Consider the following 16285-nt stretch of genomic DNA (forward strand, 5'->3'; position numbering starts at 1 on the left):
GATGTGCCCCTCTCCGCGGCGGGGAACCGCGGTCCACCGGCACTCACAGGGATAGTCGGTTGCCAATACGTTGCATCACGTCGTCGGAGTCACACCGACATCACTACTGTTGTACTGTCCAATATTAAAGCTAACTATGGGGGCAATATGCAATATATAGGCGCATATAGTAGAACAAATGCAGAGCTGAGGGGTAAAAACAAATGTTTGAGCACATATCCCTACCCGGGGAGTGAGAAACTTGGTCGAATCACCAATGGACTTATTTTAGCCCGACGTCGTCTGCCAGCTAATCACACCGTTTCGGGAGGGACAGAAACGGCGACAGTCCGTTGATTGGCAGTACCGCCATCCCTTCAGACAGGATCCCAACTGGTCGGGATCACCGATCCATCCCAACGGGTGCCATTCGATTGGACAATTCGGCACTGACGAGTGCGGAATGGCTCCGTCGTAACCGTTCGGAGAGCGCCTGATGAGAGATATCGAGTTCCGTCGCCAGCTCCTCGAGCGTGACCTTGCGCGGAACGTCGAAGTAGCCGAGTTCGTGCGCCTTCAGAATCGTCTCGTACTGGGTTTCGGTCAACGGCGTCTGGCCGTTTGACGTGTCGTTCATCGCGCTTACGCGCGTAACGGTAACCGCAAATTCATGTTCTTCGAACAGCGAATGACAGTCCGAGACGGCCGTCCGATCGTGAAAGAGTAACTTGACCGACCACGTACCGTCCTTCCCGCTCGCCTCAAGAATGGCACCGTCGTTATCTGAGACGATTTCCTGGAACGTTTTGATTCCCTGATTGAACTCGAGGCGGAGTAACCACTGGCCGTCGCTCGCATCGTCTAACGTCGCGATTACCTCGACCGACGGATCCCGTTCGAGCGCCGATTCGACGCGTTCACGATCCGATCCCGAAACGTACACGAGCGGCGGTCCTTCCCCGATCAATCCGCTTACCTGAAACTCGAATGTCTGGACGCGATCGAACGTTCGAGCGAGTCCGAGGCGTTCCGCCGGGACCTCGAGTTCCACCACTGTGGTCATCATCGAAAGCCACCACAAACACGTATAGACGAGTTGTGTTAGCGGTAGCCTTGCCCGCCACCATTTCTGACAGACAGTCCCGAGACGATGAGGCTCAGTTCGAGTGATCAGTCGTGGTCGACCGGTGAACGGCGAGGGTTTCACTCGAAATGACCGTCGGTTCGTATGGTGAAAGGGCGAGGCCAGAATGGACGTTGCGAGCAACGAGGATTTGAAGACAGGACACAAGCATAGTCAAGCCAGCCGTACTTGATCGGAGCGAACGAATGTTCAGTTGAGATGTACGATACCATTCTGATCCCGACCGATGGAAGCGACGAGTCGAACGCGGCCATCGAGCACGGCGTCGCGCTCGCCGATCGACTCGGTGCGACGGTTCACGGCGTATCGATCGTTCCGGAAGGGCCACACGGAGCGATGAAACGCGACGAGATGCGTGCAGACCCCGAACAAGAGGCACAAGAGGCCATCCAGAACGTCGAAACCACAGCAAAACGCCACGGCGTCGACGTGACGACTAGCGTCCGTGAAGGCGTCCCTCAGGACGCCGTCCTCGAGTTCGCAGACGAAATTGCGGCCGATATGATCGTCATCGGAACCGTCGGACGGACGGGCATCGATCACGTGTTGCTCGGGAGCGTGGCAGAAGAAATCGTCCGCAACGCGACCGTTCCCGTCGTAACGGTTCGACCCGAGGAGTGATCCTCGAGGGGACAACCGTTTCAGGACGATGGGAAGCGTACTTTCGGGAAGAGAGTTACATTCTCTCGAAAGCAGTTGCCGAACAGTAGTGAACGTGTGTTTCCGAGACGTACACGAATCCACGAGTATCAGTGAGTCCGTCCTCTAGAGGGGGAAAGTATCAATGACAGGCGAATGACGGGCGTCTGGTTATCCCACTCGAAGTCCGATACTTGACTTGATGAACTCCGAGGATGCACTATCACGGCGACGAATGATCCAGTATACAGGTGTTGCCGCCGCAACGGCCCTCGTTGCTGGGTGTAACGATGATAACGGGAATGGAAACGGCAACGGAAACGGTAACGATAACGGAAACGGTAATGGAGACGATGTCGCCGAGTGGGAAGACGTCGACGAGATCGAACTTGAGGGAGTCACCTCGGGTTGGGTCGGCGTCTCACCCGATCCGATCGCCGACGAAGAGAACCCGACGTTGGTCCTCTTCGAGGGACAGGAGTACGACATCACGTGGGAGAACGGCGACGGCGACGAACACAACTTCGAGATTCTCGACGACGGCGGTGAGATCGTCGAGGACTACGAAACCGACTTCAACTCGAGCGAAGGGGAGAGCGAGACCCTCGAGGGTGTCGAAGCCAGCGACGAGATGACGAACTACATCTGTGAACCCCACGAAAGCACGATGGACGGGGAGATTCAGATCGAACAGAACGGCAATGGAGGCGGCGAGAACGGCGACGAAGAAAACGGTGACGCTGAGAACGGTAATGGAGACACCGAAAACGGCAACGACGAAAACGACCAGTAGCGTTTTCGGTGTTAGGTGCTACCGTCGATCCGGCAGTTGCTGTCATTATTTTTGAGAACGATTCGATCCATAGATAGCCGTTCGTCTCGGAACTGTCTCCTGTCGACTACGGGTACCTTCTCGAGAAGCGGCCGCGCTCCATTTAACTGCACTCTCGCGTGTACACCACCAGAGCGCATCGGCGACTACACTATCTGTTCCGAACACAAGAGTAAGGCCGCCACAGCGTAATCTCGAGACGATGCGCTTCGATCACGCGGGGATTGCGACCGACGATGCACAGTCGCTTGCCGAACTGTACGCCGACCTCCTCGGCCTCGAGATCGCTCACGAAGAGGAGTTCGACGGGTTGAGAGTCGTCTTCCTCGAATGTGACTCAGGCTACTTCGAACTCCTCGAACCTCTCGAGGAGGGGACGATCGCTCGATACCTCGAGAACCAGGGCTCCGGAATTCATCATCTGGCACTCGAAACCGACGATCTGGAGGGGGCTCTCGACACCGCGCGCGACCACGACGTTACGCTGATCGACGAGGAGCCCAGACCGGGTGCGTGGGGACACTCGGTTGCGTTCCTCCACCCGTCTGATACGGGTGGAATTCTGATCGAACTCGTCGAACACTGATCTCGAGGCACCCTCACGCAAGTAATCGGACCGAATCGAGACTCGTTCGTTCGAGAGCGAATCGGAAGAAAGAGTGCTACTATCCGAAGTTTTCGATCAGCGCGTCGTCAGAATCACCGCCCACTTCGTCGATACGTTCCGCGACGGTCGTCACAAAGTCGCTGAAGCCGAAGACATAGAATCGTCCGTCATCAAGATGATCCGCCACGGCTTCTTCGAGTTCCTCGTTGCTATCAGCGTCGACGATACTGACCGCCGCACCCTCCGCTTCGAGCGCCTCGAGTCGATCTTGGTGGGCCGGCTCGTCGTCTTGATAGATCACGTTCGCGTCCTGATCGTGTTCGCGTGCAAATTCGGCGATGGCAACTGCGGGTCCGACACCGGGACCGCCTGCGACCGCGACGACATCCTCGGCCCCTTCGTAAGTTATAGCGCCCATCGGTCCCTCGACGTGTACCGTTTCTCCGCCCTCGAGGCCTGCAAGCCAGGGTGAGAGGTCGCCGTCGGGATCGATCCCCACCGTGATTTCGAAGGTGTCGGTGACGGTCGCAGACGACAGCGTGTAATGACGCGCCAGTTCCTCCCCCTCCGGTGCGGCCCGAAGGAGAACGAACTGGCCCGGGAGGGCATCGAACGATTCTGGGGTCTCGAGTTCGATCGCTACTGTGCCGTCTCCGACGTCGCGGACCGCTTCGACGCGAACTTCGGTTCCATCCATATTGACGGCTTCGCGAGTCACTCGAAAAGTCGTTCCGTTCTCGGCATCAAAAATCCGTTAACCGCCAAAAAAATTCACTACGATAGTTCACAATACTGGCGGAAAGTGGCCCGTAATCCGGGGATTAGCGGCAACATATCAACGGGTTCTATGGTTAGGCGGTTGGGGTTTCAGAAGGCTTTTCATTTGGTGGGAGCAAGGTGCGACATAACATGGCTGAGGACCTTAATTGGGCAATCGGAGGTGAGGCCGGGGATGGGATCGACTCCACCGGGAAGATCTTCGCTCAGGCGCTCTCCAGGGCTGGACGACACGTGTTTACATCCAAAGACTTCGCGTCTCGGATTCGCGGGGGCTACACAGCCTACAAGATCCGGACATCCGTCGACCAAGTCCAGAGTGTCGTCGACCGGCTCGATATTCTGGTCGCGTTGACCCAGCGGACCATCGACGAAAACCTCGACGAACTCCACGAGGGGAGTGCAGTCATCTACGACGGCGAGCGCTCGTGGGAGGCGGAAATCCCCGAGAATGTTACGGCCGTCGACGTGCCGCTCAAATCAATCGCTGAAGACGCCGGCGGCGCAATCATGCGAAACATCGTCGCGCTCGGTGCCGCGTGTGAAATCACCAACTTCGATGTCGAATACCTCGATGAATCCCTCGAGAAACGCTTCGGCGGCAAGGGATCGAAGATCGTCGAGAACAACAAGAAGGCTGCCCGCCTCGGTCAAGAGTACGTTCAAGAGAATTACGACTTCGAGGACCTCGAGTACGACCTCGAGACGACCGACAATGATTACGTTCTGCTCAACGGCGACGAGGCCATCGGCATGGGCGCACTCGCCGCTGGCTGTCGTTTCTACGCGGGATACCCGATCACGCCCGCGACGAACGTAATGGAGTATCTTACTGGACGAATAGAAGAGTACGGCGGTCACGTCGTCCAAGCCGAAGACGAACTCTCGGCTATTAACATGGCCCTCGGCGGGGCACGAGCTGGCGCGCGGTCGATGACGGCGACGTCCGGGCCAGGTATCGACCTCATGACCGAAACGTTCGGGCTGATCGCGACCAGCGAAACGCCGCTCGTCATCGTCGACGTCATGCGTTCCGGTCCCTCGACGGGGATGCCGACGAAACAGGAGCAAGGCGACCTGAACATGACGCTGTACGGTGGCCACGGAGAGATACCACGGTTCGTCGTCGCACCGACGACGATCGCCGAGTGTTTCTGGAAGACCGTCGAGGCGTTCAACTACGCCGAGCAGTACCAGACGCCGGTCTACGTCGTCTCCGATCTGGCGCTCGCGGTCACCGAGCGGACGTTCCCGCCGGAAGCGTTCGACATGGACGAGGTTGAGATCGACCGAGGGAAACTCGTCGAGCAGGACGAGGTCGACCAGTGGCTCGACGACGAAGGTCGATTCCGCGCACACGCCGTCACCGACGACGGCGTCAGTCCGCGAGCCATTCCGGGAACGATCGACGGTGCGCACATGAGCACCGGCCTCGAGCACGACGAGCTCGGTCGCCGTACCGAAGAGGAGGACGAGCGCGTCGAACAGGTCGACAAGCGAAACCGAAAGGTCGAGACGGCCAAAGAACAGGAGGAGTGGAACTACCGAGAGTTCGGCGATTCCGATTCGGATAATCTGGTCATCTCCTGGGGCTCGAACGAAGGTGCCCTCGTCGAAGCCCTCGAGTATCTCAAGGAGGATGGAATCGATGTTCGCGTCATCTCGGTTCCGTACATCTTCCCGCGACCGGATCTGACCGAAGAGGTCGAAGCCGCCGACGAAGCGATCGTCGTCGAGTGTAACGCGACGGGACAGTTCGCCGACGTACTCGAGCACGACACGCTTACCCGCCTCAAGCGGATAAACAAGTACACGGGCGTGCGCTTCAAGGCGGACGAACTCGCAACAGAGATCACTGACAAACTCACTGAGGAGGTTCCAGCACAATGAGCTCCGACGTACGATTCACTGACTTCAAATCCGACAAGCAGCCGACGTGGTGTCCCGGATGCGGTGACTTCGGGACGATGAACGGCATGATGAAAGCGCTGGCCAACACCGGCAACGATCCCGACAACACGTTCGTCGTGGCAGGGATCGGCTGTTCGGGCAAGATCGGGACCTACATGCACAGCTACGCGCTGCATGGAGTCCACGGTCGCGCGCTCCCGGTCGGAGCCGGCGTCAAGATGGCCCGGCCCGACATCGAAGTGATGGTCGCCGGCGGCGACGGTGACGGCTACTCGATCGGTGCCGGTCACTTCGTCCACGCCGTTCGCCGAAACGTCGACATGACCTACGTGGTCATGGACAACCGGATCTACGGCCTGACGAAGGGGCAGGCGTCCCCGACCTCGCGGTCGGACTTCGAAACGTCGACGACCCCCGAAGGGCCACAGCAACCGCCGGTCAACCCGCTCGCCCTCGCACTCGCCTCGGGCGCGACGTTCATCGCCCAATCGTTCAGTTCGGACGCGTTGCGCCACGCCGAGATCATCGAAAAGGCGATCGAACACGACGGCTTCGGCTTCGTGAACGTCTTCAGCCCGTGTGTCACCTTCAACGACGTCGACACCTACGATTACTTCCGCGACACGCTCGTCGACCTCAAGGAAGAAGGCCACGACCCGACGGATTACGAAGACGCCAAGGAAGTCATCACCGACGGCGAAAAGGAGTATCAAGGCGTGATGTACCAAAACGAGAACGCACTGCCGTATCACGAACAACACGGCGTCACCGAGGACATGTCACAGATTCCGGACGGAGCACCCGAAGACGCCATGGATCTCGTTCGCGAGTTCTACTAAGCGACGAACTCGCCGCACAACGTTTCGAGTTATCTCTCCTCTTCATTTCGTTTTGCGTAGCGAATCTGACCGTGCGGCCAACCGCACGGATGATGGTCGGTAGTTTCGATTATCGAGAGGAGTTCGGCGTTACCGGTGGACGGACAAAGTTCGGTGTCGGCGATGAACCGAGCGGCGGAAAAGCGTCGCTTCGCTAAACCGGGTGTTCGACCGACTCGAGCAACGACTCGACGTCGTCGCCTTCGTCCTGGAACATCTCGGGATAGGTCCCGACGAGGACGATGTAGTCGTCTTCGTGCGAGAACGACGACACCACGAGGTCGATATCGATCTCTTCGCCCTGATATTCGGTCTGGCCTCGAAGGAGGTCGACATCACGGCTTTCGTCGAGGATCGAGACCGAGAACGTGTCTTCGTGCTCGATATCGTTGATATCCGCCTGATCGCTTTCCATCTCATCCATGAATTCGTCGAGCAACTCCTCGCTGTCCATGTCGTCGATCGGGTTAAACGACCGGCCAGCGACGCTTATATCGGGCGTCGAAACGGCGACAAACGCCGTCGCATCTTCCGATTGGCCCCGAATGTCGACTTCTTTCGAGTAACTCGAGATCCACAGCGAGGCCTGAATCTCTCGTTCGACGCCGACATCGACGGTTTCCTCGAGGCTCTCCTCTTCGATTTCGAGTTCGTCGAACCCGGTTTCCTCGAGTGTTTCATCCGACGGTGCGACGCGTTCGGCGTTGAACTCGAGCGGTCCTTCGCCCCGGACAAAGTCCAAACAGCCCGCCGATAATACGACCACACCTGTCACTCCGGTTGCAAGAAAGGCCCTACGTGAGGAAGTCATTGTACCGTATATTCGGCAGGAACGCCATATTCGTTACGGCTTCTTCATTCGTGTAGACAATATTATGTTGACACGAGAACTGAGTACCAACTCGGCAGATGCTCGAGGAAAACACAGCAAGGATTATCGGGGTTGACCCCTCCCTTTGAGACATGACGGAGTTCTCAAATCGGGTCGAGCAAGTGTCGATCAGCGGTATTCGCGAAGTGTTCGAAGCGGCGGGCGACGACGCGATCAACCTGGGCATCGGGCAACCGGATTTCCCGACGCCCGAGCACGCTCGAGCGGGCGCGATCGAGGCAATCGAAGCGAAGAAAACCGACGCCTACACCTCAAACAAGGGGACCCGAGAGCTCCGCGATGCGATCTCGGCAACGTACGACCGCGAGTACGACATCGCGGTCGATCCGGCGGATATCATCGCGACCTCCGGCGGAAGCGAGGCCCTACATCTCGTTCTCGAGGCCCACGTCGATCCTGGCCAGGAGGTCATCTTCCCGGACCCCGGATTCGTCTCCTACGACGCGCTGACCCAGATTGCCGGCGGGACGTCGAAGCCGGTCCCGCTCCGCGAGGATCTCACGCTCGACCCGGCGACTGTCGAGGAGGCTATCACCGACGACACCGCCGTCTTCGTGGTCAACAGTCCCGCGAACCCGACTGGTGCAGTCCAAAGCGAGGAAGACATGCGCGAGTTCGCCCGTATCGCCGACGAACACGACGTGCTCTGTCTCTCCGACGAGGTGTACGAACGCATCATCTTCGAGGGCGAGCACTATTCGCCCCTCGAGTTCGCCCAGACGGACAACGTCGTCGTCGTCAGCGCGTGTTCGAAGACCTACTCGATGACGGGCTGGCGACTCGGCTGGGTCGTCGGATCCAACCGCAGAATCGAGCGAATGCTTCGAGTCCACCAGTACGGCCAGGCCTGTGCGAGCGCACCAGCCCAGTACGCCGCCGAAGCTGCTCTGAGAGGGCCACAGGATCCCGTCGAGGAGATGGTCGAGGCCTTCGAACGTCGACGGGATGTCGTCCTCGACGGGCTCAAGGACGCGGGACTCGAGGTTCCGAAACCGTCGGGTGCGTTCTACGTCATGCCGAAGGTCCCCGAGGGCTGGTGTGAGGAAGTCCTCGACCGCGACGTGATCGTCGTCCCCGGCGACGCCTTCGGTGCAAACGGCGACGGCTACGCGCGGCTCTCATACGCGACTGGCATGGAGGAACTGAAAGAAGCGCTCGAGATTATCGACGCGGCGACTCGAGCGGTTCAGTAACTCTCCATCCTAGTATAGAACCGGTGCTACCTGTAAAATTCCAGGAGAGTTATTAGCAATCAACACGCCATACAAGCTACTCGAGCAAGATAGCCGGACTCAGTTGACGTCCTCGTCCTCGAGTCGCTCGAGGACTTCCTGTGCGTTTTCGACGGCGGCCTCCTTTTTTGCGGGATAGGCTTCGACTTTCGCACGGAACGTGATTCCGTCACCGAGGCGACTCTCCTCGTTGAACGCGGCCTGTTTGTCGAGCGTGAGGTAGAGTTCGGTGTTCTCGGTGACCCGCTGGTCGAGTTCGGCGATCAGTCCGTCGAAATCCTCGAGATCGGTGAGTCTCGAGAGGACGTGACGAACGTCGTCGGCGTTCTCGGCGCGAGCCGAGAGGACGAGGATGCGATCGCCGTAGTGGCCTTCGCTCTCGACGCGCTCGAGTTCGAGCTCTTCGGGGAGGAACGTCCGCAACGCCTCCTCGACGCGTTTTTCGTCTTCGGTGGCGTAACAGAACGTTCGCAGATCGACGTAGTGAAGCGGGATTTTTGGCATCAGTCCAGTAGAGAACGGGTGTCGTCGTTGTGATTCGGCTACTCGTCGTCCGCGTCGGCGTCGTCGTCCGTTTCGGCGTCCTCGGGAGCGGCCTCGAGGGCGTCTTCGGGAACGCCCGATTCCTGGCCGTCCTCGAAGCTGATCGTGTAGGTAACGTCGCCGAACATGGATTCCATCGTCTGGGTGATCGTGCCGACTTCGCCGTCGAATTCGCTGTGTTTGTCGTGTAGCACGACGTGTTCGTCTTCCTCAAAGCTCATGTGTCGACCTTCCCCGCCATCGCGTAAAAAGGGACTGATTCGATTCGGTTAGCTGACGTGGGGTTACGAACTTTCAGCGTCGTCGGTTAGGCGTCGATCCCCAGCTCTTCGACCAGCGTCTCCCCCGCTGCAGTCGAAGATTCGGGCCCTCGGCCGGTTATCAGGTCGCCGTCGACGGTGACGCTCGCGTCGGCCTCGAGTTCGGCGTCCCAGTTGCCCCCAGCGGCGATCACTTCGTCTTCGACCCAGTAGGGCAGTTTTCGACCGTCGGCCATTAGATCCTCGTCGTCGACGATTCCCTCCTCCCACTCGTTCGGGAAGCCGGTCACGTCGCGATCGTGAACGATAAATGCCCCGTGGCTGTCTCGAGTGAACGCCAGAATCGCGACGGCGTGACAGACGACGAGCGCCTTTCCGTCACCTTCGATCGTTTCTCGAAGGAGATCCCGGGCGTGTTTGTCCTGGTTGATGTCCCACTCAGTACCGTGGCCCCCGGGGAAGACGACGGCGTCGTACTCGCCGGCTCGGGCCTTCGCGAGCGGGATGGGGTCGTTCAGTCGTTCGTCGTTCTCGTGGACCTCCATCACGTGCTCAGCAGTTTTCTCGCCGACCTGTTCGGGATCCGCCGACCGCTCGTCGATCTGTGGTGGGCCTCCCGTTGGCGTCGCGACCGTGATGTCAACCCCGGCCTCGGAAAGGGTCTCGAGTGGCTCGACGCATTCTTCTCCCCAGTAACCTTCTTCGCTGACGACAAACAGTGCTCGAGTCATATATCTGGGAACGGGTGCCAGCACATTAACCGCCGTCCAACCCCTCGGTTCTGCCGCAATCGCTCTTTTCAACCTATTCCGATAGCGGACGGTCACGAATGCCGAGAGTGGTCTTTTTCGCCGTCGGCGTCGTAGACGGGGGTATGTCAGATCGATCGAACCCGCTCGAACAACTGCTCGAGCGATTGAACCGCCAGTTACAGTCGGCGAGACGCTCCAGCGACCGCGCGAGCGAGATGCACCCGGAACGGTTCGGGATGAGCGTCGGATCACCGGAGACTGGGATCGATATGACCGATACCGGCGACGAGTTCGTAGTCGTCGTCGACGTTCCCGGATTCGAGCAGGACGATATCGAAGTCCGGTTGACAAAGCGCAAGTTGTCGATCGACGGCGAGCGCGAACACGAACTCGATGACTCGGAGGAGACCTACCTTCGACGCGAGCGCCAAACTCGATCGTTTAGTCGACAGCTCACCCTCCCGGATCCCGTCGATGCCGAGAACGTCGACGCCCAGCTCAACAACGGCATCCTGACGATCCGACTGCCGAAACTCGAGCCGGACGAAACGGCTCACTCGATCGACATCGAGTGAACGTTCAGAAGTTGGAGTACCAGCCTCTTTGCGTCGCGTAACCGCTCGGAAGCAGAACGATTCCTCGAGTCGGAAAGGGGATGTGATTAAGGGGCAGGTTCCTTACTCCCGTTGAGATTGAGTGAATCGAAAAAGCGCTTCTCGAGGCGGGTGCTGGCGAACTCGAGCAATTTGTCTTCGTCTCCCGCGACATCGGCGAAGAGACCGAGATCGATCCGACCGCCGGCCATGTCGTGGTGACCGCCGACCCTGCCGAATTCTCCGAACGCATTCGTTAACGTTTCACCGGCCTGTATGCGCGGGTCGATGGATCTCGCACTCATCCGGATCGCGTTGTTAACGATCCCGTAGACCAACACCGTGTCGACGCCCTCGAGGTTGAGCAGATAGTCGGCCGCCTGCGGGAGGGCGTCGGTTTCTGCGGTCCGTCCGACGCTTGCAGCCAGTGACGATCCTCGCCGCGTCCGGGTCGAAATCGCGTGACCGATAGCGTCTATCGTCGCCGGAGAAAAGGCGCTTCCGTACAGTTGCTCGAGCATCTCGAGGTCGGCTTTCGGATAGACGGCCAGCGCCGCTTCGTACTCTCGTTGGGTCGGATCGCGGACGAAGTCGAGGCGTTCTCGATGCAGTGCGAACAACAGCGCAGAGGCCAGTCGAGTTGCGATCGACATCTCGAGGTCGAACAGGTACTCGACGAAGATAGTCGCAGTCGCACCGTAGCTCGTTCGAATATCCACGAACGTCGCGTCTACGTCGCCGTCCGGATGATGATCGACGACGATGTCCGGTTCGGTTGTCTCCGGGAGCTGCGTGTTCCCACCCGGTTTCGAGTGGTCGACGAAGGCCAGACACTCGTCCTCGGCCACTAATTTTTCTCGCAGCGGTTCGATCCCGATGTTCAGCATGTTTACGAACGCCCGGTTTTGCTGATGAGAAATCTCACCGCCGTAGACGATATCGATATCGGCGATTTCCTGTTCCTCTGCGATCCGTTTGAGTGCGAGGGCGCTCGCGAGACAGTCCGGATCCGGGTTATCGTGACAGACGATGGTGAGCGAATCCATCTCCTCGAGAGTTTCTCTCAGCTCCTCCGCTCGAGACATATCTAATCCTACGGACACGAGGGGCTTGTAAGTCCTGTCGGGAGGGAACGCGTATTCTGGAGAAACGTCTGATTGACAGCGTGAAGAAGTTGGTATGATAGTCCTGACCTGGGTATCCAAAGCGTATCGTTCCAGTACGAAAACACGAAAATAATATTACACTCCTGCCTTAGAATTGGGATGATTCACTCGAAGGACCGGTTTAGTGTGTCCCAACAATCGTTCTACTGAAGTATATAATTATTTTACGTCGGGTCCCCCAGCCACTCCTATGCCAGATGCGTACCTCGTCGGAGCCGGACAGTCGGCGTACGGGTCCTTTCCCGAAGAGAGTTACAGGTCACTGTTCCGAACGGCGTTCGAATCGGCGATCGAGAGCGTTCCGAACGGCCTCGAGAAATCAGCCATCGATGAGGCGTTCGTCGGGACGCTGGGCGTCGGTGGCCGCCAACTTGGCCTCTCGGGGCCCGCCGTGACCGAACACGTCGGGCTCGAGGGGATCCCCTGTACGCGCGTCGAAAACGCCTGCGCCGCGAGCGGGTTTTCCGTTCGCAGTGCCGTCCAAGCCGTCAAATCTGGGATGGCGGACGTTGTCCTGGCGAGCGGCTTCGAGGTGATGTCCGACATGAGTTCCGACGCGACGAAGTACTGGCTCGGCGTCTCCGGCGAAACCGAGTGGGAACGTCTCTCGGGAACGACCTTTTCCGGCGTCTACGCACAGATGGCCAGCGTTCACATGGAGCGATACGGAACAACACGTGAACAGCTCTCTCGAGTTGCCGTCAAAAATCACGCGAACGGGGCCAAGAACCCCCACGCCCAACTCGGGTTCGAGTGTTCGCTCGAGGAAGCAATGCAAGCCCCGGTCGTCGCCGATCCGTTGAACCTCTATCACTGCTGTCCGACCTCCGACGGAGCGGCCTGCGCGTTGATCGTCGGCGAAGACGTCGTATCCGAGTACGCCGACGAGCCGATTCGAGTGGCCGGCGTCGGAGCGGGAAGCGATTCGGTCGGGCTCTTCGAGCGCGAGGAGTACACGCGCGTCCCCGCGAGCGAGCGAGCGGGCGACGCCGCCTACGAAATGGCCGCCGTCGGTCCCGACGACCTCGACTTCGCGGAGGTTCACGATTGTTTCGCGATCGCCGAACTGCTCGCGTACGAGGATCTCGGATTCTGCGAACGCGGCGAGGCCGGTTCACTCGTCGAATCCGGGGCGACCGAACTCGGCGGTGAGCTTCCCGTAAACACCTCCGGTGGGCTCAAATCCAAAGGCCACCCCATCGGTGCGACCGGTGCCGGGCAGGTCGTCGAAGCGTTCAAACAACTGACCGGAAACGCCGGCGAACGACAGGTAGAGGACGCGACGCGCGGGCTCACCCACAACGTGGGCGGGAGCGGCGGCGCGGCGGTCGTCCACGTCTTCGAAACGGAATCGGAGGTGAAAGCATGAGCGCCATTTCCGCGGTCGGTACCTACACCCCGCGCTTTCGAATCACCGCCGAGGAGTTCGCCGACGCATGGGGCCAGTTTCAGGCCTCCGGCGTGAACCAAAAGGCGGTCCCTGCCGCCGACGAGGACGCCCTGACGATGGCCTACGAAGCGGCAACGAGGGCGCTCGAGGTCGGCGATATCGAACCCAATTCGATCGACTGGCTTGGCTTCGGGACCTCTCGACCGCCGCTCGCTGAGGAGGACCTGACCGCCCGCCTCGGCGCGATGATCGCGCTCGAGGGAGAAACGACGAGACACGTCTTTACCGGAAGTACGCGGGCGGGTACCCGCGCGCTGTGGGCAGCCATGGACGCGCTTCAAAACGACGCCGAAACCGCGCTGATCGTCGCTGCCGACGCACCCCGCGGCGAACCGGACGACGCTATCGACCACGCCGCCGGCGCCGGCGCTGCGGCGTTCGTCATAGAGCGCGACGGTCCCGCACAAATCGTCGATCGAGGCGAGTACGCTCACCCCTATCCCGGGACCCGATTTCGGGAGTCCGGCGGAGAGACGACCGACGGACTCGGCGTAACGCAGTACGACCGACGCGCATTTACTGAGACGATCGCAGGCGCAGTCGACGGACTCTCCGAAGAGCCCTCGCCGTCGGCCGCGGCGATTCAGGCTCCCGACGGGAACCTTCCCTATCGCGTCGAGATTGGAGACGGAGTCGGGGCGGACGAAATACGGGCCGCCGCGACGGTTCACGACCTCGGCGATCTCGGGGCGGCGAGCGTTCCGATTTCGGTCGCCAAGGCTCTCGAGAACGGGCACGAAGCGGTTCTCGGCGTTTCCCACGGGAGCGGTGCAGGGGCCGACGCCTTCGTGATCGAGAACTCGAGCGACGTTCCGACGAAACTCGATCTCGAAGGAGGAACGACGCTTTCCTACGCGGCGTCTCTCCGCCAGCGCGGTGTCGTCACCTCGGGCCCGCCCTCCGGTGGCGGTGCCTACGTCAGCGTTCCCTCCTGGCAGCGGTCGATCCCCCAGCGATATCGTCGCGAAGCTGGCCGGTGTCCGGAGTGTGGCTCGCTCGAGTTCCCGCCCGACGGTGCCTGTCGATCCTGTTCGTTCCTCGGAGAGTACGAGCCGGTACAACTCTCTCGAGAGGGAGTTCTCGAGGCTGTGACGACGATCTCCCAGGGCGGAGCACCGCCCGAGTTCGCCGAACAGCAGGCTCAGTCGGGCGATTACGCCGCCGCAATCGTCGCACTCGAGCACGGCGACCAAACGGCGAGCATGCCTGCCATGGGAACCGATGCCGATCCATCTGCGTTCGAGGTCGGAGACCGGGTCGAGACGACGATTCGGCGAATCTACACGCAGGAGGGTGTGACTCGATACGGGTTCAAAGTCCGGCCGCTCGAGTCCGAGTAGCCTGTCGTCGCTGCCGAGTGATGATTGGCGCTTCCGAGTAGGCCATTTCCGCTTCCGGGTGGGTTATTTCGCTGGATGTACTCGTCCCGACCCGGCGAGAAGGTAGTGGGACCGAGCCGGAGTACTCCTTGCGGGGTGGATACCGGTCGGCTGCGTCAACGCGTCGGTTCGACTGCCACCGCCGCTGTCACCAACGGGGCACCCAACGCGAGGCCGTTTCGGCCTTTTTTGAGCCCTCCACAAGACAGCTGCAGTTACTGTGAGTCCAATCGACCCGTTAGTGCCTCGCTTGCGGGGGAAAACGAAATTTCCGTCCCGACGTCGTTCTCGAGCGCTCGTTCGTACAGTAAGGACGCCGCGGCGACCGTTTCGATCCCCGTTCCGCCGCTGTCGAAAATCGTTATCTCGTCGTCGGCCGTTCGTCCGGGTTCGGTGCCAGCAACGACGTCACCGAGCTCAGCGTGAACGTGGTCTTCCGAAACGCGTTCCGCCTCGAGCGCGGCGATGAACGAGCCCGCATCCTGAGTCACTCGCTCGCGGAGGTCGGGAACGTAGGTCCCGCGTTCGATAGTCGTTGCGTCCAGTTCCCGTTTGTTCGGATCATATTGGCCCATCGCGGTCACGTGCGTCCCGGGATCGAGGCGCTCACCGTCGAACACCGGATCGGTCGCCGTCGTCGCCGTGATCACGACGTCCGCACCGACAACGGCGTCCTCGCTCGAGGAGACGGCTGCAACCGACCCTTCGAGGATTTCGTCGAACTCCTCGGCGAACGACTCTCGGTTTTCCGGAGTCGGCGAGTAGACGCGAACCTCGGAGAACTCGCGGACGGTCGCCGTGGCGTGGAGCTGACCGCGTGCCTGCGGGCCAGTTCCGATGACTGCGAGCGTTTCGGTGTCTTTCCGAGCGAGGTGATCGACGGCAACGGCCCCTGTGGCACCGGTTTTGAACGGGTTCATACTCGCTCCGTCGAGCACTGCGAGCGGTTCGCCCGATTCGGCGTCGAACAGCGGCGTTACGAACCACGCGTCTCCGGCACCGAACCCCGCACTGTACATGTACCCGCCCATCGCTCCCGTTTCGGGCAGCAGTGCGGCATACTCGGTGAACATGCCGTCGGGATCGGTTCGAAAGTACGCCGACCGGGGATCGGCGGACGCGCCGTTCCCGACCTGACGGTACCCCTCTCTGACAGCTTCGACGTAGGCTGTCGGCGTTGCGAGTCCGGAGACATCGTCGCTCGAGAGAAACAGCGTATCGGTCATACGTGACCCATAGCGAGCAGGAGAG

The 16285-nt window shown here is 60.1% G+C and carries 17 protein-coding genes; 9 read left to right on the plus strand and 8 right to left on the minus strand.

Annotated features, from left to right (window positions below):
- Window positions 1-382: 382 nt before the first annotated feature.
- The gene (locus ACZ5C7_RS16980) at window positions 383-1042 is read right to left on the minus strand and encodes a helix-turn-helix domain-containing protein (protein ID WP_464377460.1); all 660 of its coding nucleotides are present in this window, start codon (window positions 1040-1042) and stop codon (window positions 383-385) included.
- A gap of 279 nt (window positions 1043-1321) precedes the next feature.
- Here ACZ5C7_RS16980 and ACZ5C7_RS16985 point away from each other — a divergent pair, with 279 nt between their 5' ends.
- From ACZ5C7_RS16985 to mce, 3 genes are all read left to right on the plus strand, one after another.
- The gene (locus ACZ5C7_RS16985) at window positions 1322-1744 is read left to right on the plus strand and encodes a universal stress protein (RefSeq protein WP_464377461.1); all 423 of its coding nucleotides are present in this window, start codon (window positions 1322-1324) and stop codon (window positions 1742-1744) included.
- Window positions 1745-1997: 253 nt separating this feature from the next.
- The gene (locus tag ACZ5C7_RS16990) at window positions 1998-2555 is read left to right on the plus strand and encodes a plastocyanin/azurin family copper-binding protein (protein ID WP_464377462.1); all 558 of its coding nucleotides are present in this window, start codon (window positions 1998-2000) and stop codon (window positions 2553-2555) included.
- 241 nt (window positions 2556-2796) lie between these two features.
- Entirely contained in the window at window positions 2797-3180 is a 384-nt protein-coding gene (mce, locus tag ACZ5C7_RS16995; protein WP_464377463.1) for a methylmalonyl-CoA epimerase, read from the plus strand.
- 79 nt (window positions 3181-3259) lie between these two features.
- Here mce and ACZ5C7_RS17000 read toward each other — a convergent pair whose 3' ends face one another.
- Complete coding sequence (locus tag ACZ5C7_RS17000; protein ID WP_464377464.1) at window positions 3260-3898, minus strand: ferredoxin--NADP reductase; 639 nt, start codon at window positions 3896-3898, stop codon at window positions 3260-3262.
- Between the two features lie 212 nt (window positions 3899-4110).
- On the opposite strand from ACZ5C7_RS17000, the gene ACZ5C7_RS17005 reads away from it, so the two are divergent.
- The gene (locus ACZ5C7_RS17005; RefSeq protein ID WP_464377465.1) at window positions 4111-5868 is read left to right on the plus strand and encodes a 2-oxoacid:acceptor oxidoreductase subunit alpha; all 1758 of its coding nucleotides are present in this window, start codon (window positions 4111-4113) and stop codon (window positions 5866-5868) included.
- Window positions 5865-6728 carry a 2-oxoacid:ferredoxin oxidoreductase subunit beta gene (locus ACZ5C7_RS17010; RefSeq protein WP_464377466.1) on the plus strand — a complete coding sequence of 288 codons (864 nt, stop codon included), beginning with the start codon at window positions 5865-5867 and terminating at the stop codon, window positions 6726-6728. The genes ACZ5C7_RS17005 and ACZ5C7_RS17010 overlap by 4 nt, the downstream gene beginning before the upstream one ends.
- A 193-nt stretch (window positions 6729-6921) precedes the next feature.
- Here ACZ5C7_RS17010 and ACZ5C7_RS17015 read toward each other — a convergent pair whose 3' ends face one another.
- The gene (locus tag ACZ5C7_RS17015; RefSeq protein ID WP_464377467.1) at window positions 6922-7533 is read right to left on the minus strand and encodes a DUF6517 family protein; all 612 of its coding nucleotides are present in this window, start codon (window positions 7531-7533) and stop codon (window positions 6922-6924) included.
- A 197-nt stretch (window positions 7534-7730) separates the two neighbouring features.
- On the opposite strand from ACZ5C7_RS17015, the gene ACZ5C7_RS17020 reads away from it, so the two are divergent.
- A complete protein-coding gene (locus ACZ5C7_RS17020) occupies window positions 7731-8852 on the plus strand; it encodes a pyridoxal phosphate-dependent aminotransferase (RefSeq protein ID WP_464377468.1) in 1122 nt (373 codons plus the stop codon).
- A 99-nt stretch (window positions 8853-8951) separates the two neighbouring features.
- On the opposite strand, the gene ACZ5C7_RS17025 is transcribed toward ACZ5C7_RS17020, so the two are convergent.
- The 3 genes from ACZ5C7_RS17025 to ACZ5C7_RS17035 all read right to left on the minus strand — a co-directional run bounded on the left by ACZ5C7_RS17025 (window position 8952) and on the right by ACZ5C7_RS17035 (window position 10425).
- Window positions 8952-9395, minus strand: coding sequence for an RNA-binding protein (locus tag ACZ5C7_RS17025; RefSeq protein WP_464377469.1), 444 nt, complete (start codon window positions 9393-9395; stop codon window positions 8952-8954).
- 38 nt (window positions 9396-9433) lie between these two features.
- A complete protein-coding gene (locus tag ACZ5C7_RS17030) occupies window positions 9434-9655 on the minus strand; it encodes a DUF1918 domain-containing protein (protein WP_464377470.1) in 222 nt (73 codons plus the stop codon).
- 86 nt (window positions 9656-9741) lie between these two features.
- Window positions 9742-10425 (minus strand): type 1 glutamine amidotransferase domain-containing protein, encoded by a 684-nt coding sequence (locus ACZ5C7_RS17035; protein ID WP_464377471.1) that lies wholly within the window; start codon window positions 10423-10425, stop codon window positions 9742-9744.
- 143 nt (window positions 10426-10568) lie between these two features.
- Between ACZ5C7_RS17035 and ACZ5C7_RS17040 the strand changes: the two genes are divergently transcribed.
- Window positions 10569-11021 carry an Hsp20/alpha crystallin family protein gene (locus ACZ5C7_RS17040; protein ID WP_464377472.1) on the plus strand — a complete coding sequence of 151 codons (453 nt, stop codon included), beginning with the start codon at window positions 10569-10571 and terminating at the stop codon, window positions 11019-11021.
- Between the two features lie 86 nt (window positions 11022-11107).
- On the opposite strand, the gene ACZ5C7_RS17045 is transcribed toward ACZ5C7_RS17040, so the two are convergent.
- Window positions 11108-12124: a DHH family phosphoesterase gene (locus ACZ5C7_RS17045; protein ID WP_464377473.1), complete on the minus strand. Its 1017-nt coding sequence runs from the start codon at window positions 12122-12124 to the stop codon at window positions 11108-11110.
- Between the two features lie 271 nt (window positions 12125-12395).
- On the opposite strand from ACZ5C7_RS17045, the gene ACZ5C7_RS17050 reads away from it, so the two are divergent.
- Both ACZ5C7_RS17050 and ACZ5C7_RS17055 read left to right on the plus strand, forming a co-directional pair.
- Complete coding sequence (locus tag ACZ5C7_RS17050; protein WP_464377474.1) at window positions 12396-13574, plus strand: thiolase domain-containing protein; 1179 nt, start codon at window positions 12396-12398, stop codon at window positions 13572-13574.
- Complete coding sequence (locus tag ACZ5C7_RS17055; protein WP_464377475.1) at window positions 13571-14995, plus strand: ACP synthase; 1425 nt, start codon at window positions 13571-13573, stop codon at window positions 14993-14995. The genes ACZ5C7_RS17050 and ACZ5C7_RS17055 overlap by 4 nt, the downstream gene beginning before the upstream one ends.
- Before the next feature lie 254 nt (window positions 14996-15249).
- Here the strand turns inward: ACZ5C7_RS17055 and ACZ5C7_RS17060 are convergent, their stop codons facing one another.
- Window positions 15250-16260, minus strand: a complete 1011-nt coding sequence (locus ACZ5C7_RS17060) for an ornithine cyclodeaminase family protein (RefSeq protein ID WP_464377476.1) — start codon at window positions 16258-16260, stop codon at window positions 15250-15252.
- Window positions 16261-16285: the final 25 nt, after the last annotated feature.

It is taken from the genome of Halostagnicola alkaliphila (genome assembly GCF_055379965.1).